Origin of the sequence: Paenibacillus sp. Soil724D2, from assembly GCF_001427935.1 — a bacterium.
GTDB lineage: Bacteria > Bacillota > Bacilli > Paenibacillales > NBRC-103111 > Paenibacillus_E.
Map to the genome: position 1 here is coordinate 175,018 of NZ_LMRY01000007.1, position 20,568 is coordinate 195,585.

A 20,568-nucleotide genomic window follows, 5' to 3' on the forward strand; every position below is an offset into this window, starting at 1 on the left:
CCTGAACAATTCGCGGCATGTCTATTGAATTTTAATAAATTGCTTTCGAAAGGCGCTTGGTCTAACTCCGGTTTTGCTTTGGAACAGGTTCGAAAAATAATGCGGATCGACATATCCAAGCTTATAACCAATATCGCTTATGGTCAGATGTGTGTCGAGCAGCATCAGTTTAGCGGATTCTATCTTTTTGGAGATGACATAGTTATAGATGGTAGTTCCTATTTCTCTTTTAAACAAGCGATTTATCTGCTTATTGGAAATGCCCATTTGTGAAGAGAGCTGGGTCGGGTCGAAAGGATGAAGGATACTGTTATCCAAAAATTGCTTTATCACTTGAACCGTTGATGTTAACGCTTCCCCTCTTTTACGTAAAGTTTCAGAGAGGCTGACAATGATTCGCATAAGGATGATCTGCAGCTCACTTTGCATTTCTTCTACTGATTTTTGTTTAGCGCTTTCAATAGCCTCTTTAAACAAGTACTCCAATCCGCTTCTGGGCGTCACGACATGTGAAAGCAGTTGGTAGGCTTCAAGCATCTTCAGAATCCAGCTTCCGCTAATGTTTAGCCATATATAACTCCATTGCTCCTTGTGGTCTAGGTCTGAGGCAACTTCATGGTAATAGCCTGCAGGTAGGATGAACATGTCTCCCTGACGAGCCATATAGGCTTGGGGACCGACCTGAACACTGCCTTGCCCTGATAGTACGAAACCGAAAACGGTAATTTGTGCAATCTTTCGAATATTGCGGTAATCCGTATCACAGTAATTAACCCCTAAGAACTGGACGCTCAGAGGTGGAGGCTCTCCTAACGGAGGCAGGTGATATACGGGCCCATGCTTGCCGGGTTTATTTATCATCGTCATTGGACCTCTCTTAACATCTTGGTTCCTAGTTCCCATGACTATATTTTAGCACAATTTCAAGTATTGAGACATGGAGTGAGATGGAAGAAAGAGCCTTAGGGCATACAGGCTACTGCCATATCCCTAACATCGATATAGCTCCCAGTTTCATATCGTCGGCATTACGTTGCCGCCATTCACGGGGATAAATGCTCCCGTAATAAAACTCGCCAAATCAGATGCCAGAAACGCTACCACATTGGCGATTTCCTGATCGGTGCCACGGCGTTTCAACGGTACGTGGCTTTCATACGACTCTTGGCGTTCCGTAAGGTTTTCCCGATCCTTATCGCTGATCGTCCAGCCTGGTGCCACTTGGTTAACAGTCACTTGATGTTCGCCGACTTCCTTTGCCAGTACCCGGTACAACCCGTCCATCCCCCGTTTGCCGCTCACATAAGCGGATTGGGAAGGGAAATTTTGCATGGAGCATTCTGTATTAATACCGATAACCCTGCCCTTTTTGCGTTTCACCATGTCTGGTAAGAATGCCTTTGCGAGCAGTACACTTTGTATAACGCACGATTCAAACTGGCTGATATAGTCTTCTATCGGCTGATCGAGTACCGATGTCCATTCGTACTGTACAACGGCATTTGCAACGACAATATCTACAGCCCCCGTAAGTCCGAGCGCGCGCTCCTTCAGCGCAGTGACTTCATCCGCTTTGGTCACATCAGCTTGAACAGTAACAGCACGGCGCCCGATCCCTTCGATCTCGGCCTGTAACTCGGCCGCCTTCAACTCATTCTGATTATAGTGAATGACAATATCCGCCCCACATAGAGCCAATGTTCGGGCCATGACACGTCCAAGCTGTCCCGAAGCCCCGGTAATCAGCGCTGTTTGACCTCTCAAATCAATGTTCATAAAGACTCTCCTTTATTCAACCGCTATTTTGCGAATTTCTGCAAGTGTAGCCTCATCCAAAGTCAGATCGATGGCCGGCAGTACACTTAAGATGTGACTCGGCTTGCGAACGCCTACAAGAGCGCTGGTCAAAGCCGGATGGGCGAGATCATATGCGATAGCAAGCTGAGGCATGGTCATGCCGTACCGGCTCGCGATAACTTTCAGCTTCTCTACGCGTTCCACGTTTTTCCTCAAACCCTCCCCGGTATGTGCAGCGTTGCGGGAGCGCCAATCGTCATCTGAGAATTTGGTGTCGTAGGTATAATTTCCTGACAAGAGACCTGAAGTTAGCGGGCTGTAGGCAACGACGCCGATTCCTTTCTCCAGACAGAATGGCAAAATCTCCTTCTCAACGGCAGGCCTCAGGATGGAATACGGCGGCTGAAGAGAATCAACATGTCTTACGGAAAGCGACGCTTCCAATAACGAAACATTGTAATTGCTTACGCCTACATAACGTACTTTGCCATCTTGTACGAGCTTATCCATGGCACGCATCGTCTCTTCCGCCGGAGCGTTCGCATCCGTATCCGGCCAGTGCATTTGATACAAATCGATATAATCGGTACCGAGACGACGCAGGGATGCTTCCGCTTCACGAAGGATGGAGTCGTAGGTTCCGTTCTTGGAAATGTTTTTGTTCTCGTCCCAAACCAGACCGCATTTGGTCGCCAACACCACTTTGTCACGGTCTCCCTTCAACGCATTCCCGATAACTTCCTCTGAATGACCCAGACCATAGACGGCCGCAGTGTCAAAAAAATTGATCCCGTTGTACAAAGCAACTCGCACGCTTTCAGCTGACAGCTCATCGTCTTGGTTGCCCCAAGCGCTGGCCCAGCCTCCTCCGCCGATTGCCCAGGAGCCGAAGCCAATGACTGAAATTTCTGGACCATTCTTACCAAGTTTACGATATTTCATGAGTATAATTCCTCCTACTTTCACATTATCCTATCTATCCTTTAAAATATTCCGCACGTTTCATAAAAATCTGCTCGACGCGTTCAACTATTTTTCCATCCCGCTCGGACTTTTGTTTCACTTCGTTCCATTCCTTGTCCTGCGAGAAAGATCATTCACCTCCGATCACCTAACATTTTCAATTATAGATAATCATTCCTGCCATGAGAAGGAGTGAATAAATTTAAACTAAGTTACTTTAAGTTAACTATAGGCTTAAAATAGCCAGATAAATCAGACCGACTCGCACGGTTCGGTTTTCGTTTATTGTAGATTTTCGACAAAAAGAAAAAACGGCCTTTTTCGCATTTATTTCGCGATAGGACCGTCTTTATTTTTCTCCATATGTTTTGTGTTGTGTTGGATGAAGGAATATTAAATTACAAAAGCTGATGTGATGATAACCAAAAGAATAAAAAGAACCAAAATAAATGCTACGTTGCGGCCCATACCATAACCATCACCATAACCTACTGCTCCCATGTTTACTCATTCCCCTCAAATGATTTTCACTACGGTATAATCATATGTGCGGTACAAAGTGCTTGATTGGACGTATGTCTCTGGGAGGCAAACGCCTACCTTCCCACGCTCAGCCTTTTATAGAGCCAATCAATACGCCTTTTTCAAAATATTTTTGTATAAAAGGATATAGGATTAAAATCGGCAGCGTAGACACGATGATCACACCATACTTGATTTGATCAGCATATCTTTGCGCGTAGCCTCCCGCATCGCCGCCAACGCCTGCTCCATTGGCAAAAACCTGATTCGATAAAAGAATATCCCTTAAAATGATTTGCAGCGGCTGCAGCTCATTATTTCTTATATAAATTAAAGCCGTGAAGAAATCATTCCAGTGCGCGACCAAGTAGTAAAGGCCGATAACGGATATAAGCGCTTTGGACAAGGGCATAGCCACCTGGATAAAATACTTAAAATGAGAACAACCGTCCATGGCAGCTGCCTCATACAATTCCGATGGCAACGTTTCAAAAAATGTTCGTGCAATAATGAGATTGAACACATTAACGGAAAATGGCAAAATGAAAACCCACATCGTGTTTGTCAAGTGCAGACCTTTTATCAATAAGTAAGTTGGAATTAAACCTCCGTTAAAAAACAATGTAATGACAAAGATCAACATTAATGGACGTCTAGCCTTAAATTCTTTCCTTGATAGCACATAGGCTGCCGGTAAAGTGAACAGCAAATTCACAAAAGTTCCGAGCAATGTGTATACAAGTGTATTTCGATAACCGACCCAAATTCTGGCGTCTTTAAAAATTTCCTGATATCCAAAAAGACTGATGCCTTTCGGCAGAAATAAGACATGACCGGTTGAAACAAGGGTAGAGTCACTAATAGATGCAATAATGATAAAGTACAACGGATATGCAATGATTAAAAAGATCAAGACACATAGCACAAATAGAAAAAGACGGAATATGATTTCATTACCATTCTTGCTTAATAGACTCAACTCCACTCCCCCCTTCTACATCCAATTACCATAGACTCATATTTGAAAATCTCTTCGAGATGGCGTTCACAGCAATCAAGAAAATAAAATTAATGACCGTATTGAACAAACCAATGGCCGACGAGTAACTGAATTGATTAGATACAATACCAATCTTATATACATAAGTGGCAATAACCTCGGAAACAGGGAGATTTAACGCATTTTGCATTAAAAAGATTTTTTCAAAGCCGGTACCAAGCACATTCCCCATGCTGAGAATAAACAAAATAATCATTGTAGGAACAATAGCAGGTATATCCACATAACGTATCGTTTGCCATCTACTGGCCCCATCAATTTTGGCAGAATCATACAATTGTGGATCAACCGTGGAAAGCGCAGCTAAATAAATAATGCTGTTCCATCCGCAATGCTGCCAAATATCGGAAAGTACATAAACGGGCATGAATGTATTTGTAGAAGCTAGCAAGTTAACATCGCCCATACCAATGGACTTCATCAAATGCCCAACAATGCCGGTTTCCGGCGATAATAGGACATTTAGCATCCCAACCAGTACAATGGTCGATATAAAGTGGGGTAAATACACCGTCGTTTGCAAGGTTTGTTTTGCTTTTTTTCTTCTGATCTGATTCAGTATCAATGCCAGAATAATAGGAGCAGGAAACCCGAGAACAATCGACGCCAAACTGATGGTAAACGTATTTTTCATTAAATCGACAAACAAATAGCTGTTCATAAATTGTTTAAAATAGTAGAATCCGTGCCATGCTCCTCCCGTAAGGCCCTTGGAAAAATCATAGTCCCGGAAAGCGAGTTGAATGCCGTACATCGGCACATAATTAAAAATCAATATGACAGCGATTGCCGGAAAAATCATGATCCACAATTGATGGTCGCGTTTGAATGTGCTTACAACGGTAGGTTTTCTAGCTAATCGGATACCCGCAGTATCTTTGCTGATTTCACTTATTTGAGAGCTCATCCAGGCATTCTCCCTTTTAGATAGATGCTATACCGTCCGCACAGGAAGCATAGCATCTATCATCATGCTATTTTATTTGTTCTTACTCATGAAGCTATCGTAGTATTTTTGCATAATCTCAATATTTTGCTGCAAACCGGCTTTTTGGCATTCTTTCACATAAGCATCCCACTGGGCATCAATGCCGCCTTTCGTAACCCATTGCGCAAATTTGGGATTCGCCAAATTCATGAGGTTCGTGTTGTTCAGACTTAATGTGTTATTATCCGCAGTTGAATATTTGATAAACAAGTTAGGGAAGACGTCGGTCTTTGTACTTACACTCAGAGCGCCCTTCAGCGGTTCGGATTGCGTGAGAACCTCGCTCATATCTTTGCCGAGATTCAATTTTAAAGCATCAGCAATATACATAGGTCCGTTATCCGCCATAGATGACGTCCATTTCCATGTCCCAGGATCCATTTTGGAATCTGTCGGCGGCAATACGCTGTAACTGTCATCTCCATTATCCTTAATATTCGTACCTAATGAACCGAACAAGACTTGCATGCTGACTTTAGGATCATATAAGGTATTGATGAATTTCATTGCCGCGTCTTTATTCTTCGTTTTCGCCGACATGACTACCATGTTGCTTCCAAAGTTAAGGGAGTTGTAATCATAGCTCCAAGATAGTTTAGCGTTAGAATCTGCGGACCTCTTTAATGGGGACATCGAGGTATATTGCGGCGCCACCTGATCTCCGAATCTGTCCGATGCGACCCAACCCCATGTGAAGCCGACTTTGGCCATATCTCCGGTGCCGCGTGCAATCGACTGGTATTTCGTGTAATCGTGTGTAAATACTTCTGGGTTAATCAACCCGGCTGCGTAGCATTTATTCAAGAATACGACCAAATCTTTAAAACGATCGTCGATCAGGAAGTTTTTCACTTTCCCGTTTTCCACATAATAGCCTTGGCCGCTTCCATCGGATAATGTAATGCCCTCACTCCCCAGGAGAACTGCAGGATTGAAATATCCGCCGATACCTCCCGGCCAGTCCATGGGGATCTCATCGTTCAAATCGCCGTTGCCGTTAGCATCTTTTTCTTTAAATGCGACCAACACGTTATATAATTCATCCCACGTAGTCGGCATTTTTAATCCCAGATTGTCCAACCATTTTTTATTAATAAATTGTCTTGTAGCAGAAGCGGGCCAAAAACGTTGGTATTTGGGCAAACCGTAAATTTTTCCATCAGGCTGCGTGGCAATGACTTTGGTTTCGGGTTTAGCATTAAACATCATTTGCACATTCGGAGCGTTTTTGTTGACCAAATCGGATAAATCTTGGAACAGGCCTTGAAACTGCGCAAAATCGGCGTCTGTAATGACATTAGGACCAACAAATAAATCCGGAACATCACCGCTGGCAAGCATGGTACCCTTTTTCTGTCCCCAGTCTGCCGTAATCTCTTGCCACTTGATTTCAACGCCTGCTTCTTCTTCCGCTTTTTTCAGCCATTCCATTTCTGCAAGCGGTTTCGTTAGAGCGTGTTTGACCATGATGCCCGTTAATTGTACTTTGGCACTTCTTTTACCTGCATTTCCTGAACCAGTGTTGCTATTTCCTTCAGTTTTGGAGCTGGATTCGCTGCAGCCTGCCATTACTACGGCAGAAACCATAAACAACGATAGTATAACTGCTAACTTTTTACGCATTGCCGTCATCACCCCTCAAAAGTATTGGTTATGCACAATCCTTGCCGATTCCACCTTAACTTTAATCTTCACTCGAGGAGGCGTAAACGATCAGTTTTTGATGAATCCCCATTTTTTGAAAACGCTTAACTTTGGTAATGGAGAATACTTGCAGATACGTCTTACAGACAGATTTCAAAAATTGCATATCTTCAAAAAATGCGTCTTGTTGACAACTGATACCGCTTCGCGCATAACAGTTGCAACCTTTACGAAAAAAAAACGGCTACCACGCTGTCTTCAACGGGTAGCTACCTTTCATTTGTTTGAATCCCGGTATTGGCCCGGCGTAATGCCGACCACTTTTTTAAAGGAGCGAATAAAACTCGACGTATTCGAATAGCCGACTTGCTGCGCGACCAATTCCAGCGTTTCATCTGATTTTCGAAGTAATGTGATGGATTTTTGGATACGAAGCTGATCAATATATTCCTTGAAATTGTGTCCCATTGTTTTCTTGAAGTGATAGCTGAAGCCCGAAATCGACATGTTAAAATGATCGGCAATGAGCTGCAGCGAAAATTCAGGATGCATGCCATTTCCTTCAATGAACGCAAGGATGTCATTCTGTGATGCTGTCCTGGAAGTTGGCTGTGAGCTGCGAATGAGATCGCAAAGCTTGCAGCAGCTTTCACGCATAATATCGATCATTTGCTCGATTGTGTAACGATGAAGGTAAGAGACACTGGTCAATTGCAGCAAGCTTTGGTCGCCCTGCCGGAAACGCTGCAATCCGTTGAATATGACGATGACCGTGTTCAAATAAACAGCTCTGACCATATGCGGCGGAGTACCGTCGTGCCCGATATAGGCGATGATGCGCTCCATAACCGATTCAATTGCGGAAAAGTCATTTTTTAAAATTAACAGCTCAAGCGATTGCAGTTGTTCTGCAAAATAGGAAACTGCGCTTGTTTGCTGGACTTCGATTTCGTCGAAAACAAGAACCGAGTATTGATTCCGTACCCGAAGATGCTCGGCAGCGCGAATGGCCTGCAAATAAGAGAGGTGAACCCCCTCCGGGGATTGTCCCGGTGCTCCAATTCCGATCAACGTACGTATGCCGGTCCGTTCGAGCAGCTCTTGCTGAAGACCGCAGAGATACACCTTTAATTGAAAGATCGGGTTGTGGGAACCAACAAAGACGATCTCTTGATTATAAATGCTATTGAAGAAGTACCCTTGAAATCCTTCTGGCAGTCTGTGCTCCTCCATCCGACAATACTCAGCAATCGCTTCAATGCCGCCTTCTTTTGTTTCGCAAGAAAGGACAGCAACCGTAATATGAGTATAGTTGAAGCAAACTCCGTACGGATCGGCCTCCTTTTGAAACGCATCCCATGTCGGGTAACGGTCGCATATCAGCTCGAACAACAGATTATCACGCATGACTGGCAGCGTGCTTTTCACCCTTTCGTCCAGCCTGCTGTTGGCGGAGGAAAGTTGATCGAGCGCATACCGTATCGTATCGATTTCGTTCATGGTTCTCGGCTCTCTTAGCGTAAACAGGTTTTTAGCGAAATGGACCAAACCTTTGATCGGATGATAATTTTTACGGATGGACACATAGATGACGATCACTTCGAGCAATAAAATCAGAATAAAAAGAACAACGGTGTTACGCTGAATCAATCGGATATCTTGCAACGTTTCAGACACAGCCATCAGAGTGACATATTTCCAGGCATTTTTATCCGATACTTCGTGCGAAACGATAAAAGATTTGCCGTTGATCTGATAAATACCTGATCCAGACCGACGCTCATCCAAGCTAGACACCAAATCTTTAAATTCACTCGAGTTACTGTAGGAGGTTTCATTTGAAGCGACCAAACGATTTCCCTTTGAGTCAAAAATAAAGAAATCACCCGTAAAAGCTTCGGAAACCGACTTCATCAGCCGGATAATCGTTTCCTCCTTCACCATGATGAGAACGGTACCGGGCGAGTTGAGTCCGCCTAACGGCAACGGCGATAAGAAAGTCAACATTCGCGTCCGGTTATTGCCGGATACGATGACGTTTTCGGCCGGCCGTACCGTTGGTGAAGTCAAGTTGTTCAATTCCTCGAACATGGCTTTATGCGGCCAATTTTCGTAATAATACCCGACGCCTGGACTCTCGAAGTCGTGAATACTGAAGGCATTCCCTGTCTTGGCAAACAGAAAGCCGATGCTTTTAACATACAAGAAGGTGTTGTCGATGAATGCATCCGTCGCATTGTATTTCCGCATTTCGTTTGCAATGACGACTCTTTGATAATCGTCGTCCCCAGCCAAGTACAACTTGATCTCCTGGTTGTTCACTAGCTCCGACGGGAGGTTATACACATAACGGGTGAAAATATCCATCGAGTTCATGAACTGTGCGGTGACATGAGCGTTCCAGTCCATTTCCTTTTGCTTCACAACTTCCGTTGAATTCGGGTAATAGTAGAATAGAATAACGATGACGGGAAACAGCAGCACCAATATATAGGAAATTAACAATTTGGCCAACAGGTTGAACCTGTTTTTTTTCATAAGTGTCCCCCTTCAGGAATTGGCCTCAAAATGCAGCATTTCAAGTAAGCGGTTACATGATGGGTTAAACCAATGTGGATGAGATCACCGACTTCCCATGGGCTTAGATAAGTAAAATAACAAATAGATTAGTTCCTATTCTTGTATTTATCTAATAAATCTTTAATCAAAATTCCATCTATGCTTAACCCATCAATATTACAATTCTTGAGTTCCACGTTCGTAAGATTGCATGAGTCAAATATGGAGGTACTCAAATCACTGTTTTTAAACATTACTGGCTCGACATTTACCCAACCTCCCGTTCCAGGCTCTTCAAGTAACTGACTTTTTTCAGCTTTAGGACGAACAATATTCTCAAATATAGTTCCTCCCATCTGAATCATATTAATAGTTACATCTGAGAAATAGATATGTTCCCACTTAGAATTCACAAAATTCGAATGCGCAAATGTAGTGCCTCTCATGTCAATATTATTAAAAGATGCCTCTTTGAAACAGGCCATATGTATCTCTTCGTTTCTTAAATCTTGCAGTTCCAATCTGTTTTTTGCATCCAATACTTTCTTTTCTGTAAGTGCCATTGTAAAACGTCCTTTCATAATGGATTACACCCCTTTGAATATTCCACATTTTCGCTAATTTATCCTTTTTATTTTCGTAATTTGCCGTTTCAGATTTCACTCGTTAATTAATCCTCCCGTTTATTCATTTCAACCAAAAGCCTGTCCGGATAAACCGAACAGGCGCTTTCTTCATTACATCAGTGGCGATCATTCCTTACGATTAGCTGACATTCGCGGCCGCGTCAAGACTGTCCCTGCAGTCTCTTATCCAGCATGCCCTGTACGAACCACGCATAAAAGGCATACCCCGCAAGTATGGCAACCGCCGTAAGAAGGAAGGGCAGCGAATAATGATTTCCTGCCAAAATGTAGCCCGCCCAATAAGAGGCGATAGTGTTGCCGATGCTGCGCGATACCGTCCGCATGACTGCGAACAAGTTGCGGTCTTCTTCGGCGACTGCCGACATGCATTCACTGTCCAGCAAGTTGTTTAGCATCGTGAAGCCCGTCCCGCGAATGAGCAGTAGTACGGCAAATATGAAGGCCGGCATGGCGAGCGCCATCAACGCCACGACAAACATGTTATATAGAAACAGGAACACGAACGTGCTCCGGCTGCCCCATCTCTCTACGACGTACGGCATTACGATCGATCCGATAAAAAAGAAAAATCCGGCCAACGCGAGCAAACCGGAGATGCCTCCGTCCTCCATCTGAAACCTGAATTTCAGGATGACATTCAGAAACGGGCTAAGCAGCCCGTACGTAAAGCCAGAGATGAAAATAAGCAGCGAAAGCATCAGCAGAAAATACATCGCATGCCTTCTCTTCGGCCGGTCCGAAGGTTTCGCTGTTTGAATGCCGCTGGCCGTTGTTACCGCAGCATTTTTCACCCTTGCATGTGTAGATGGAAGCAGCAATCCCCGTAATATGCCTGAGAGCGCCAAGCATCCGCCGGCAATGAAGAAGGCAAACTGGTACAACGTGGTATGCCCGGGCAGCCAATCCGGCAAGTAGCCGCCGAGCCATGTGCCGAGGCCGGTAAACAATGTGAATACGGCGAACAGCAACGAATACGCGCTCGTCTCTTCTTTCTTGCTGTGGCAATATTGGAAGATTAACTGAATTTCAGAGTTCACGATCGCTGTAATGCCGAGCGACCAGATGAGCTGCGCGGCGGTAACCGCGCCAAGGCTGGTTCCAAAGCCGAATAGCGCGAGCGACAGGAATGCCATGAGCATGCCGGTGACGAGCATTGTTTTGCGCCCAACGCTCTTCACAATGAAACCTGCCGGCAGACTGGCCAGGCCAATTGTCAATGCCCCAAGCGACGTTATTCTACCGATGTCACCTTTGGAAAAGCCAAGGTCCAAGAGATGTAAATTCAGGATGAGGCTGAAGATGCCCACTCCGATGCCAAACAAGCTTTCGGTTGCGATGAACCGCTTCACGCCGGGAGATAAATCACGAACTAGATTTACGGTATAAGTCCACATAGATGTACCTTTCCTCTTGCTACAAGTATGTGCTTTATCTTACATGGCGGCGTCATCCGTTTCAATCCTATAATGAAATGACTTATTTTCTCAATCAAAGTAACAAGATAGAATTCTTCTCAAATACTTAAATATACTTAAATTTTACTTCAAAATACTTATATTTAATGATAAGCTTACTTATATGAGGTGATAATGATGTACCAAGAAGAACGATTGCTAAAAATACTCGACTATATTAATGAACATCATGCGATGAGTGTTATGGATATCTGCTCTCTTCTAGATGTATCAAGGGATACAGCCCGAAGAGATATTGTTAAATTAGTGCAAGAAGGGGTCGTTATTCGTACACATGGAGGCGTCGCTTTGCCTCAATTGAAGAAGGAAATAGCCACCTATCAGGAACGGTTAATTGACGAAACAGACAGTAAAAGAAAAATTGGGAAGATAGCAGCTAAACTAATTCAAGATCGGGAAACAGTCATTTTAGACGTATCAACAACGGTACAGTCTGTAGCAGAACAAATTTCTGCTAACAATATTACGGCAATCACACACTCCATAGACATTGTAGGGATTCTCTCAGGTCGGGAGGATCTGCAAGTTTATGTGCTCGGCGGTTATTTACATACCAAAAATCGGTTATTATATGGTCCCTCCGTCATCGATAAGCTAAGAGAATTGAGAGCTGATAAGGCATTTATCGGAGCTACAGCTATACAAACTGATGGGCTTTACTTCCCATACGAAGATGATGTTTCTGTAAAAAAAGAGATGGCCCGCAGATCGGATCAGGTAATCGTTGTAGCTGATTTCACGAAGTTTACAAGCAAATCGGTTTATCGTTTAGATTTTGACTTTGTGGATATTTTGGTTACCGATCAAGAGGTGCCTAACGAAATAAGAGAAGTACTCCATAATAAGAATATAGCGATTATTCAATGTGAGGAAAAAGACAAATACGAGGAGGATATCAAAGATGAGTCTTAAAATTTTGCACAACGTAAATGTGATTCGACCAGACGACCTTGTTCTACCTGCCGCACTTTGGATAAGAAACGGAATTATTGAAAAGTTAGAAAGTGGTCTTTCTTCTCTTCCCGAGGGCGAATATGAACTTATGGATGGCCAAGGACATTTATTGATACCTGGAATGATCGATGTGCATATCCACGGTGCTAACGGGTTCGATATGATGGATGGCAGTGAGGCCAGTATTCAAGAGGTTTCGCGGGCTTGTGCTAAAACGGGCTGCACCTCGTTTCTGGTTACCTCTGTTAGCTCTACAATTGAAGAATTACTAGCCATGATTCGCAGTGTGAAACGTGTCATCGGGCATGAAGTCGGGGCCAAAATTGCCGGTCTTCATCTAGAGGGTCCTTATCTGAATCCGAAGCGTAAAGGTATGCAAAATGAACGGTTTTTACGACATCCGAATCTTACTGAAATGAAAGAAATTTTTAACGAAGCAGATGGACTGATTAAGATGGTTACAATAGCCCCAGAATTACCTGGCGGGATGGAGCTCATCTCTTTTCTGAAAGAAAAGGGCGTCATAATCGCCGTTGCGCATTCAGATGCCACATACGAGGAAGCAAAGCAAGCCTTTGAAGCCGGAGCGAGTCACGTAACGCATTGTTTCAATGGCATGCGACCGATTCATCATCGTGATCCCGGTCTGGTTGTAGCCGCTTTTGAAGAAGAACATGTAAGCCTCCAAGCGATTGTGGATGGCATTCATTTGCATCCTGCGATCGTTCGAATGATGCATCGTCTGAAAGGACCCAATGGCATGATACTTATCACAGATGCTTTACAAGCCATGGGACTAGGTGATGGGAATTATATGTTTGGTGGCCATCATGTTACGGTTTCCGACGGTGTAGCTCGACTAGAGGATGGGACTTTAGCCTCCAGTACGGTTACGATGAATGAGGCACTGCGTCTAACCGTTGAAACCGGCATTTCTTTAAAAGACGCGGTTCAAATGGCTTCAACCACACCTGCACGAATATTAAGCATTGATACTCTAGGCCGAATCTCCACGGGACTTGACGCTGATCTTGTCTTGTTAAATGAACAATTCCAAGTGCAATGGACAATGATTAAGGGTGATATCATCTAGCTGAATTTTAAAGTTGATCCACCGCAAAAAAATAAAACAAACCGGAACCCTTTATTTCCCAAGGAGTTCCGGTCTTATAAACACTAGAAAACTTCATTCAACCGTCCATCACGAAACCGCACAATCTGATTCGCCTATTGAGCAATCGAAATGTCATGCGTAATCTATTTTTCCATCAAATATTTATTCAAAAAGTCGTTACGAAACTTTCCGTGTGGATCACACTGAAGCATCAGTTGTCGGAAGTCTGGCAGCTTCTCATAGAGTGGCTTTAACTGATCGGGCTGCATGGTAAACAGCTTCCCCCAATGCGGACGAGCCCGGAAAGGCGCAAGTTGCTTTTCGATCATCGGCAGCACTTGCTTGACTGCCTCCCAATTCGGTTTCCACGTAAAATGAATAGCAACTGAATCCTGATTGTAATTAGGGCTCATCCACAAATTATCTTTGGCAATGGTACGAACTTCAGAAACATAAAGGTATGGCGAGATATGCTCCCGTATGCCATTAAGCGCATTCAATGCCTGACAGGCATCTTGTCGCGGCACGAAATACTCGCTTTGCAGTTCCTCTCCAGCACTCGGAGTGAAATCCATACGAAAGTGCGGCAATCTCTCGTGCCATGGTCCCGCGATGCCCATCTGCTCGCTGCAATTCTCCGCTGTATGTCCAGGCACTGGATGCCGTGGTGAAGTTGCTAATTGCGCGTCGAAAAACTCAGGGGCCACTTGATCAGAGACTTGATCCGTCAGCTTCCGCTTTATCCAGACTTGATTGAAATTCGGATTCTTCCAATCGGTGAATAGACTAACACTGTAAGCACTGGAAAAAATATCGTCAAAGTGCTCATTAAGTTGCACTAGTGACAAATTATCGTAAACATGCTGACTCATCTGAAATGTTGGGATCACATCCAGTGTAATTTTAGTGACTACCCCCAATCCTCCAAGCCCAACAATTGAACCTGCGATGTCTTGTTGCTCGCGAGAGAATACAGCCTTGTCCCCATTCGCCTGAACAACTTCCATTGAATCGACCACTGTAGCAAGATTGCCATTTCGATCACCAGAACCATGTGTTGCCGTAGCGCATGCACCAGCAACGGTTATGTGCGGCAGCGACGCCAAATTGTGAAGCGCATAGCCATGGTTATGAAGATGTTCACATAGCTCTCCATACCGGATTCCTGCTTCAACAGTTACCTTATTTTTTAGAGTATCTAAGGCTACCACACGGTTAAGGTTCTGAAGCGAAAGAAGGATTTCGGTACAATCGGCGATGCTATTAAACGAGTGCCGTGTGCCAAGCACCTTTATTTGCTTACTGCGAACCACAAATTCCTGTACTTGCTCCACACTTGTGGGAGTATGGAGTTCAGAGGCACTATACTTGTAGTTGCCAGCCCAATTCCAAATATTTTTCATATCTTCACTCGCCTTCGAAAGTATTTTTAATTGATAAAATATTTCTTGACCATGTAATTCAATAGATAATTAATTCAAAACAATACTGAATATTCCTGCTATAGGGTGAGCAAAGACTGCCGGGATGTCGGCTGCCTTATCCTATTCGTGTTTATTGAGCTATAATTCCTCGTAAGTTCAGTGAGTTGTGTTTGAAAATGTTTGAATAGGACCATCTCACGAAGCGATTATACTCTTCATATAATTCCACATTTTGTTAAACTATCCTGCCCGTTAACGCAATGAAGGCCACCGATCAAATCGGCAGCCTCGTTTCTGGGTTTTCATTCAACTATAGTTCACGACCTTCGGATTATCTGTGATTTTCATAAAAAGGAGCACCGAGGTGTATCCAATGAGAGGTTTCTCTTTGATTCAAATGATCTCGGTTTGTAAAAAAGAAGGAGCACTTCGCTCCTTCTTCTTTGGACATTTCCACTACCAAGTACTAATAATATTGAACGTTTATGTTGTGATGTTATTGACGACGAACATGTTTCCTGCATATCCTAAGAAAAAACTCATCTTGGGTCTTAAAGAAGAAATACATTTGGAAGCTGCAGGTAAAAAAAATGAAAGCTGATATTGCATCTAACGTATTTTATGATTTGTTTCCTCAGATCACCTGTCTCGAACAGGCAGCCACCGGATTTATTTTTACCGAGGGTCCAGCTTGGGATAAAACGGACGGCTCGCTTGTATTCAGCGATATTAAGGCAAACACGATTTATCGCTTGAAGGAGCAGGACCATCTCTCCGTAGTGCGGCGTCCAAGCGGAATGTCGAACGGACTGGCATTTGACGCCGAACAGCGGCTCATTGCTTGCGAACATGCTGGTCGAAGGCTCTCTTTATATTCCCTGTATGATTCGATTGGACCGATCGTTACGCTGGCTGACCGCTATGAGGGTAAACGCTTGAACAGTCCGAACGATGTGATTGTAGCTTCGGACCGCTCCATTTACTTCACAGACCCCAATTACGGTTTAGTGAATGAATTGCAAGCACCGAAAGCGCAAGAGCAGTTATTTCAGGGAGTCTACAGGTTATCTCCGTCAGGCAAACTGACACTACTTATCAATGACTTTGCTGGTCCTAACGGTTTAGCGTTATCGCCTGATGAACGAAAGCTGTATGTCAGCGACACGGAACGTCAGCATATCAGAGTGTTCGATCTTGATAACCATGGCCGATTGGTGTACGGCAGACTGTTCGCCAAGCTGGACGTGAGTATGGGAGAAGGCGTCGCCGATGGCTTGAAGGTAGACGAAGAGGGGCACGTGTACTGCGCAGGACCGGGAGGAGTATGGGTGTTTGAACCAGACGGAAGCGTTATCGGATTGTTGAAGATTCCCGAAATAACTTCCAATTTAACGTGGGGAGGATTATCAGGACGGACCATGTATATTACCGCCACTTCCTCCGTATACAAGATACCCGTTGGGGTGACTAAAGCAGGATTTTGATCCGAAGCGAATAATAGTTTCAGGATACATGGTTCCATCATTCCCATCCTCGGTTGTAAAGTTAAGATTACTCATTGTAATCTCCTGCTTTTCACGATGTTAGTCGCTTATAGCAGAACTTGTCATACTTTTCCGTTAGCTTAACTCGTTATAACTCTTTGCCTAAGCGCCGCAAGACAATCACGACGAGGTCATCTTCAATGTGGCGCCTGTGTTGGAGGGAAAGGCGTTAAATTAGATAAGTCGCGAAGCGCTCGGGAAACAGATTACAACCTTACGGTCAAATCCGCGATCTGCTTGTTAATGTCTCCTCGCATCAGTCCGCCGTGGTAGCAGACGACGCTTTCGATGTCGAACGGTTTGAATTTCTCCAACGAGCGGATAGCGTTCTCCATGTCAATCGTTGAGTAGGGAGATGAACATTGCAACTCACCGTTGTTGATCACCAAGGCGTCCCCGGCAATCAACGTCTTGTTCGCATGATGGTAAAGGCTGACATGGCCCGGCGTATGACCCGGCGTATGGATGACCGTCAAACCGTCGCCGAGCGGAAGTGTCTCGCCGTCCACCAATAGCCGCGTCACGTTCGGCTTGGACGGATGGAGGAAGACATTCTCGAATGGAATGCGTACCTCGTCCGGTAAGGTTGCCACCTCGGCCTGTAATCTGTCCGGAGGAAATTTCAGTAACGGTGCTTTCCCGTCGATCGTGTCCCTGTCATCTTCATGGGCATATACTTCAAACGGTGCTGCACCCGCTTTCTTCAGAAACTCCGGCAAGCTGCCGATGTGATCGATGTCCTGATGTGTCAAAACGATGGCGCGCAGAGGCCGCCCGGTGATTCCGGCTTGCTCCGCTAGGCGAGCTCAACACAAAATCGAGCATCTCTACGCTAAGCTTTAAAGAACGAGAGCTTATTAATTTTCATGGGAATGTAGGCTCAGTTGTGTTGCCATTAAAGAATTTAAAAAGGACCTTTTACCGGCTCGTCACCGATAAAGGTCCTTTTTCTACAAATGAAATTCTAAGGAATCTTAACAACAAGGTATAATTCCGTCCCGGTTAAGCTACCTCTGGTTTTGCCTCCGGCTTAGCTGCAAACATCGCTCCCTGTTTCGAGGCTGAAGCCATCTCCGGCTTTGCTTCCGGCTTTGCGCTTACCGTTGTTGGAACAGCAATTGCTGCAATCAACGCAGCTCCCAACATCCATTTCACTGCTTTGTTCATTTTGTTCATCGTTATAACCTCCATAAAATGAATTCACTTACTACATTCATCTTACAGCGGGTGCACTCCCTTAGCATGAGACATGGCCGGGAAATCCATAGGGAAGATTAGAGGATAAAATCGGGAAGTATTCCGGGAATCGCTAACAATTTGTGCATCCTGTCGGTAACGAAAGCAAAAAGCCACCATTGGCGGTTCCGATTTCACCGTCAAATAAAGTGGCCGATAACACGATTGTTGTCGCTGTAATGCCGATTCACAATTCTTACAAACTGTAAAACAAAAAAATGCAGATTCTGTCCAAGTACCAGACATATCTGCATAAGATTGGATGAAAATTTGTTCAAGCTATCCAAGAACGTTTTCACTTGAGGGTTAAGGTTCAATGCATTTTCATCAAGGCTATCGGCATCGCTTCAATTTGTGTTTACAGGCCCTATAACTTGGCCCATTCAAGACCGCAGAAAGCATCGATTGGAGACAAAATATTTTTTTATTGACTTAAACCGTGGTTTAAGTAGTATCCTATTCTTGTCGACAATGAAAGATAAAATTTGGGGGCCTCCAGATGAAGTATTGTTCAATTAGCGAAGCTTCAAAAAAATTCAATATTCCAGAATCCACATTACGTTATTATGAAAAAAAAGGACTACTTCCACTAATCGAGCGTGATAAAGCTGGTAGGCGGTTATTTTCAGAAGATCAAATTACGCTCCTTGAAATCGTTATTTATTTAAAAAACACGCACATGCCAATAAGTGGTATCAAGCAATATGTTGACTGGGTAGTAGAAGGAGATAACACCACCCAACTCCGGCTTGGAATGATGAAGAATCACAAGCAAGCTGTGCTAGCTGAAATTTCGTTGATGACCGAATCCTTAAAAGGAATTGACGTAAAAATTACACGTTATACAAAACGTACTCAGGAAAGAAAAGAAGAATGATAAGATGAAAAAGTATTAGTAACTGACGCATATAAATGAATTGGCTTTATTGCTTTGAAATTGATAAACAATTGAGTGAAGAAAATTATGGAGAAGAGGAACTATCATGAAACTTTCAGGAAATACAATACTTATTACAGGCGGAAGTTCTGGAATAGGATTAGCTTTTGCAGAGCGCTTTATAAAAGCTGGAAATAAAGTCATTGTTTGTGGACGACGTGAAAATGTACTTCAAAATGCGAAAGAAAAATCCCCTAGCCTTATTACTCGTGTAAGTAATTTGGATATTGAATCCGAGCGTGTAGCATTATTTGATTGGGTAACAGCGAACTATCCAGAAGTGAATGTGTTAGTTAACAATGCAGGAATCCAACAACGCTTTAATGTGCTAAAAGCGGATGCGAAGAACAATTGGAGTTATTTCAGTAAAGAAATCACAACCAACATTGAAGCACCTTTCCATCTCTCTATGCTGTTCGCTCCATTTTTTGCAACAAAAGAAGAGGCGACTATCATTAACGTGACATCTGGGCTAGCTTTTACGCCGTTTGCGATTGCTCCGATTTATTCAGCAACAAAAGCGGCGCTTCATTCATTTACAATGAGTCTAAGACACCAACTCTCTGATACGTCTGTAGAAGTGATTGAAGTTGCACCTCCGGCAGTGAATACAAATTTAGGTGGAGCGGGGTTACATATTCAAGGAGAACCATTAGATGCCTTCGCAGATGGAATTTTCAAAGGATTAGAAGAGGGTAAAAAGGAAATTGGATATGGTACTTCTGTGAATCGCTTACGCATGTCGCGAGATGAAGTCGACGAGTACGCTGAAAAGATGTATAAGGCCACGAAAAACACAATTGAATAACTTCCGAGATCATAAATCAAAATGTCAATTCTTTTGACTTCTCCTTGGCATATAAAAAGAAAAACTCGCCGTAGTGTTGGCGAGTTTTCATTCTTTTAGTTATCCATCCAACTTCAGGTTCACTAGTAATTAAACCACTTAGTAGATTGAACTCATACTAAGAATATTCAAAAGTTAATAATGGAAATTCCATTGGAAACTTGCAAGCACTTTTAGCAAAATAATAATAGTAAAGACAAATATTTACTCTATCATTGAAATCAAAAAAGAGCTGCTTCAATGCAGCTCCTGCGTTATTATTCATCGTTGGTTGATTAGATATCCTCGGACGGATTGATAAGGGCCAGAACCTGATGATCTTCCCACACCCCGTTGATCTTCACGTTGCTTCGGGAGATGCCTTCTTTGTGGAATCCGGCATTCTCAAGTACGCGGATAGATCCTGGATTTCGGGGTGAGGCTTCCCCGACGATCCGGTGAAACTTCAGCTCCTCGAAGGCATAGCGTACCACCTGCTTCACTGCCTCCGTCATATAGCCATTGCCGTTATAAGCCTGGTCAAGGCTGTATCCGATCATGCAGCTTTGAAGCGGTCCCCGCGCCACAAAGGATAGCCCTATGTTGCCAATAATCCGGTCGTCCTCCTTGTGGCATACCAAAAAAGCATATTTCCGATCCTCCACCCTGTCAGCCTTGCTCTTAATAATCGATTGGAGCTGGTGCTCCTCCGTATAGTATTCCTCCGGGTTGCTTGGCGAAAACTTATTAAAGAACTCCCGATTACGCTTATACATTGCTGTTAATTCTCCGGCGTCCGCCTCCTCAGGGAACCGAACGTACACTTGCTGCTCCGACATATGCACCATCCCCACAAACTAAGATAATGGATAATTATA

General features: G+C 43.9%; 20 protein-coding genes. 6 read left to right on the forward strand and 14 right to left on the reverse strand.

Annotated features, from left to right (window positions below; all coding sequences use genetic code 11):
* Window positions 1-21 precede the first annotated feature (21 nt).
* The 10 genes from ASG85_RS09835 to ASG85_RS09875 all read right to left on the reverse strand — a co-directional run bounded on the left by ASG85_RS09835 (window position 22) and on the right by ASG85_RS09875 (window position 11,574).
* Window positions 22-867: an AraC family transcriptional regulator gene (locus tag ASG85_RS09835; RefSeq protein WP_057305600.1), complete on the reverse strand. Its 846-nt coding sequence runs from the start codon at window positions 865-867 to the stop codon at window positions 22-24.
* A gap of 147 nt (window positions 868-1,014) precedes the next feature.
* Window positions 1,015-1,776, reverse strand: coding sequence for an SDR family NAD(P)-dependent oxidoreductase (locus ASG85_RS09840; RefSeq protein ID WP_057305601.1), 762 nt, complete (start codon window positions 1,774-1,776; stop codon window positions 1,015-1,017).
* Between the two features lie 12 nt (window positions 1,777-1,788).
* A complete protein-coding gene (locus tag ASG85_RS09845) occupies window positions 1,789-2,739 on the reverse strand; it encodes an aldo/keto reductase (protein ID WP_057305602.1) in 951 nt (316 codons plus the stop codon).
* 414 nt (window positions 2,740-3,153) lie between these two features.
* Entirely contained in the window at window positions 3,154-3,261 is a 108-nt protein-coding gene (locus ASG85_RS36890; protein WP_082562404.1) for a sporulation protein YjcZ, read from the reverse strand.
* Window positions 3,262-3,370: 109 nt separating this feature from the next.
* Window positions 3,371-4,261: a carbohydrate ABC transporter permease gene (locus tag ASG85_RS09850; protein ID WP_057305603.1), complete on the reverse strand. Its 891-nt coding sequence runs from the start codon at window positions 4,259-4,261 to the stop codon at window positions 3,371-3,373.
* Between the two features lie 25 nt (window positions 4,262-4,286).
* Window positions 4,287-5,144, reverse strand: coding sequence for an ABC transporter permease (locus ASG85_RS09855; protein ID WP_060646149.1), 858 nt, complete (start codon window positions 5,142-5,144; stop codon window positions 4,287-4,289).
* A 177-nt stretch (window positions 5,145-5,321) separates the two neighbouring features.
* Entirely contained in the window at window positions 5,322-6,953 is a 1,632-nt protein-coding gene (locus ASG85_RS09860) for an extracellular solute-binding protein (RefSeq protein WP_060646107.1), read from the reverse strand.
* A 297-nt stretch (window positions 6,954-7,250) separates the two neighbouring features.
* Window positions 7,251-9,512 (reverse strand): helix-turn-helix domain-containing protein, encoded by a 2,262-nt coding sequence (locus ASG85_RS09865; RefSeq protein ID WP_057305605.1) that lies wholly within the window; start codon window positions 9,510-9,512, stop codon window positions 7,251-7,253.
* A gap of 128 nt (window positions 9,513-9,640) precedes the next feature.
* Window positions 9,641-10,114 (reverse strand): pentapeptide repeat-containing protein, encoded by a 474-nt coding sequence (locus ASG85_RS09870; protein WP_057305606.1) that lies wholly within the window; start codon window positions 10,112-10,114, stop codon window positions 9,641-9,643.
* A 206-nt stretch (window positions 10,115-10,320) separates the two neighbouring features.
* Window positions 10,321-11,574 carry an MFS transporter gene (locus tag ASG85_RS09875; RefSeq protein ID WP_057305607.1) on the reverse strand — a complete coding sequence of 418 codons (1,254 nt, stop codon included), beginning with the start codon at window positions 11,572-11,574 and terminating at the stop codon, window positions 10,321-10,323.
* A 195-nt stretch (window positions 11,575-11,769) separates the two neighbouring features.
* On the opposite strand from ASG85_RS09875, the gene ASG85_RS09880 reads away from it, so the two are divergent.
* Both ASG85_RS09880 and nagA read left to right on the forward strand, forming a co-directional pair.
* Window positions 11,770-12,567: a DeoR/GlpR family DNA-binding transcription regulator gene (locus tag ASG85_RS09880; protein WP_060646108.1), complete on the forward strand. Its 798-nt coding sequence runs from the start codon at window positions 11,770-11,772 to the stop codon at window positions 12,565-12,567.
* Window positions 12,557-13,702, forward strand: a complete 1,146-nt coding sequence (nagA, locus tag ASG85_RS09885) for an N-acetylglucosamine-6-phosphate deacetylase (RefSeq protein ID WP_057305609.1) — start codon at window positions 12,557-12,559, stop codon at window positions 13,700-13,702. Before ASG85_RS09880 ends, nagA begins: the two co-directional genes overlap by 11 nt.
* A 164-nt stretch (window positions 13,703-13,866) precedes the next feature.
* Here the strand turns inward: nagA and ASG85_RS09890 are convergent, their stop codons facing one another.
* On the reverse strand, window positions 13,867-15,126 hold the full coding sequence (locus ASG85_RS09890) for an FAD-binding protein (RefSeq protein WP_057305610.1): 1,260 nt from the start codon (window positions 15,124-15,126) through the stop codon (window positions 13,867-13,869).
* A 409-nt stretch (window positions 15,127-15,535) separates the two neighbouring features.
* Here ASG85_RS09890 and ASG85_RS09895 point away from each other — a divergent pair, with 409 nt between their 5' ends.
* Window positions 15,536-15,748: a hypothetical protein gene (locus tag ASG85_RS09895; protein WP_156396508.1), complete on the forward strand. Its 213-nt coding sequence runs from the start codon at window positions 15,536-15,538 to the stop codon at window positions 15,746-15,748.
* Entirely contained in the window at window positions 15,738-16,631 is an 894-nt protein-coding gene (locus ASG85_RS09900) for an SMP-30/gluconolactonase/LRE family protein (RefSeq protein WP_057305612.1), read from the forward strand. The genes ASG85_RS09895 and ASG85_RS09900 overlap by 11 nt, the downstream gene beginning before the upstream one ends.
* Before the next feature lie 266 nt (window positions 16,632-16,897).
* On the opposite strand, the gene ASG85_RS09905 is transcribed toward ASG85_RS09900, so the two are convergent.
* Window positions 16,898-17,473, reverse strand: coding sequence for an MBL fold metallo-hydrolase (locus tag ASG85_RS09905; RefSeq protein WP_082562406.1), 576 nt, complete (start codon window positions 17,471-17,473; stop codon window positions 16,898-16,900).
* A gap of 220 nt (window positions 17,474-17,693) precedes the next feature.
* A complete protein-coding gene (locus tag ASG85_RS37730) occupies window positions 17,694-17,867 on the reverse strand; it encodes a hypothetical protein (RefSeq protein WP_156390165.1) in 174 nt (57 codons plus the stop codon).
* A 559-nt stretch (window positions 17,868-18,426) separates the two neighbouring features.
* Here ASG85_RS37730 and ASG85_RS09910 point away from each other — a divergent pair.
* On the forward strand, window positions 18,427-18,804 hold the full coding sequence (locus ASG85_RS09910) for a MerR family transcriptional regulator (protein ID WP_057305614.1): 378 nt from the start codon (window positions 18,427-18,429) through the stop codon (window positions 18,802-18,804).
* 106 nt (window positions 18,805-18,910) lie between these two features.
* Entirely contained in the window at window positions 18,911-19,672 is a 762-nt protein-coding gene (locus tag ASG85_RS09915) for an SDR family oxidoreductase (RefSeq protein WP_060646109.1), read from the forward strand.
* Between the two features lie 314 nt (window positions 19,673-19,986).
* Here the strand turns inward: ASG85_RS09915 and ASG85_RS09920 are convergent, their stop codons facing one another.
* Entirely contained in the window at window positions 19,987-20,529 is a 543-nt protein-coding gene (locus ASG85_RS09920) for a GNAT family N-acetyltransferase (RefSeq protein WP_063860241.1), read from the reverse strand.
* Window positions 20,530-20,568: the final 39 nt, after the last annotated feature.

Excerpts from the sequence above, each read along its gene's own strand:
- ASG85_RS09835 (WP_057305600.1), bottom strand. The coding sequence starts at position 867 with ATGACGATGATAAATAAACCCGGCAAGCATGGGCCCGTATATCACCTG.
- ASG85_RS37730 (WP_156390165.1), bottom strand. The coding sequence starts at position 17,867 with ATGAACAAAATGAACAAAGCAGTGAAATGGATGTTGGGAGCTGCGTTG.
- nagA (WP_057305609.1), top strand. The coding sequence starts at position 12,557 with ATGAGTCTTAAAATTTTGCACAACGTAAATGTGATTCGACCAGACGAC.
- ASG85_RS09900 (WP_057305612.1), top strand. The coding sequence starts at position 15,738 with ATGAAAGCTGATATTGCATCTAACGTATTTTATGATTTGTTTCCTCAG.
- ASG85_RS09880 (WP_060646108.1), top strand. The coding sequence starts at position 11,770 with ATGATGTACCAAGAAGAACGATTGCTAAAAATACTCGACTATATTAAT.
- ASG85_RS09845 (WP_057305602.1), bottom strand. The coding sequence starts at position 2,739 with ATGAAATATCGTAAACTTGGTAAGAATGGTCCAGAAATTTCAGTCATT.
- ASG85_RS36890 (WP_082562404.1), bottom strand. The coding sequence starts at position 3,261 with ATGGGAGCAGTAGGTTATGGTGATGGTTATGGTATGGGCCGCAACGTA.
- ASG85_RS09890 (WP_057305610.1), bottom strand. The coding sequence starts at position 15,126 with ATGAAAAATATTTGGAATTGGGCTGGCAACTACAAGTATAGTGCCTCT.
- ASG85_RS09915 (WP_060646109.1), top strand. The coding sequence starts at position 18,911 with ATGAAACTTTCAGGAAATACAATACTTATTACAGGCGGAAGTTCTGGA.
- ASG85_RS09860 (WP_060646107.1), bottom strand. The coding sequence starts at position 6,953 with ATGCGTAAAAAGTTAGCAGTTATACTATCGTTGTTTATGGTTTCTGCC.
- ASG85_RS09875 (WP_057305607.1), bottom strand. The coding sequence starts at position 11,574 with ATGTGGACTTATACCGTAAATCTAGTTCGTGATTTATCTCCCGGCGTG.
- ASG85_RS09855 (WP_060646149.1), bottom strand. The coding sequence starts at position 5,144 with ATGATTTTTCCGGCAATCGCTGTCATATTGATTTTTAATTATGTGCCG.
- ASG85_RS09920 (WP_063860241.1), bottom strand. The coding sequence starts at position 20,529 with ATGTCGGAGCAGCAAGTGTACGTTCGGTTCCCTGAGGAGGCGGACGCC.
- ASG85_RS09840 (WP_057305601.1), bottom strand. The coding sequence starts at position 1,776 with ATGAACATTGATTTGAGAGGTCAAACAGCGCTGATTACCGGGGCTTCG.
- ASG85_RS09870 (WP_057305606.1), bottom strand. The coding sequence starts at position 10,114 with ATGAAAGGACGTTTTACAATGGCACTTACAGAAAAGAAAGTATTGGAT.
- ASG85_RS09910 (WP_057305614.1), top strand. The coding sequence starts at position 18,427 with ATGAAGTATTGTTCAATTAGCGAAGCTTCAAAAAAATTCAATATTCCA.
- ASG85_RS09865 (WP_057305605.1), bottom strand. The coding sequence starts at position 9,512 with ATGAAAAAAAACAGGTTCAACCTGTTGGCCAAATTGTTAATTTCCTAT.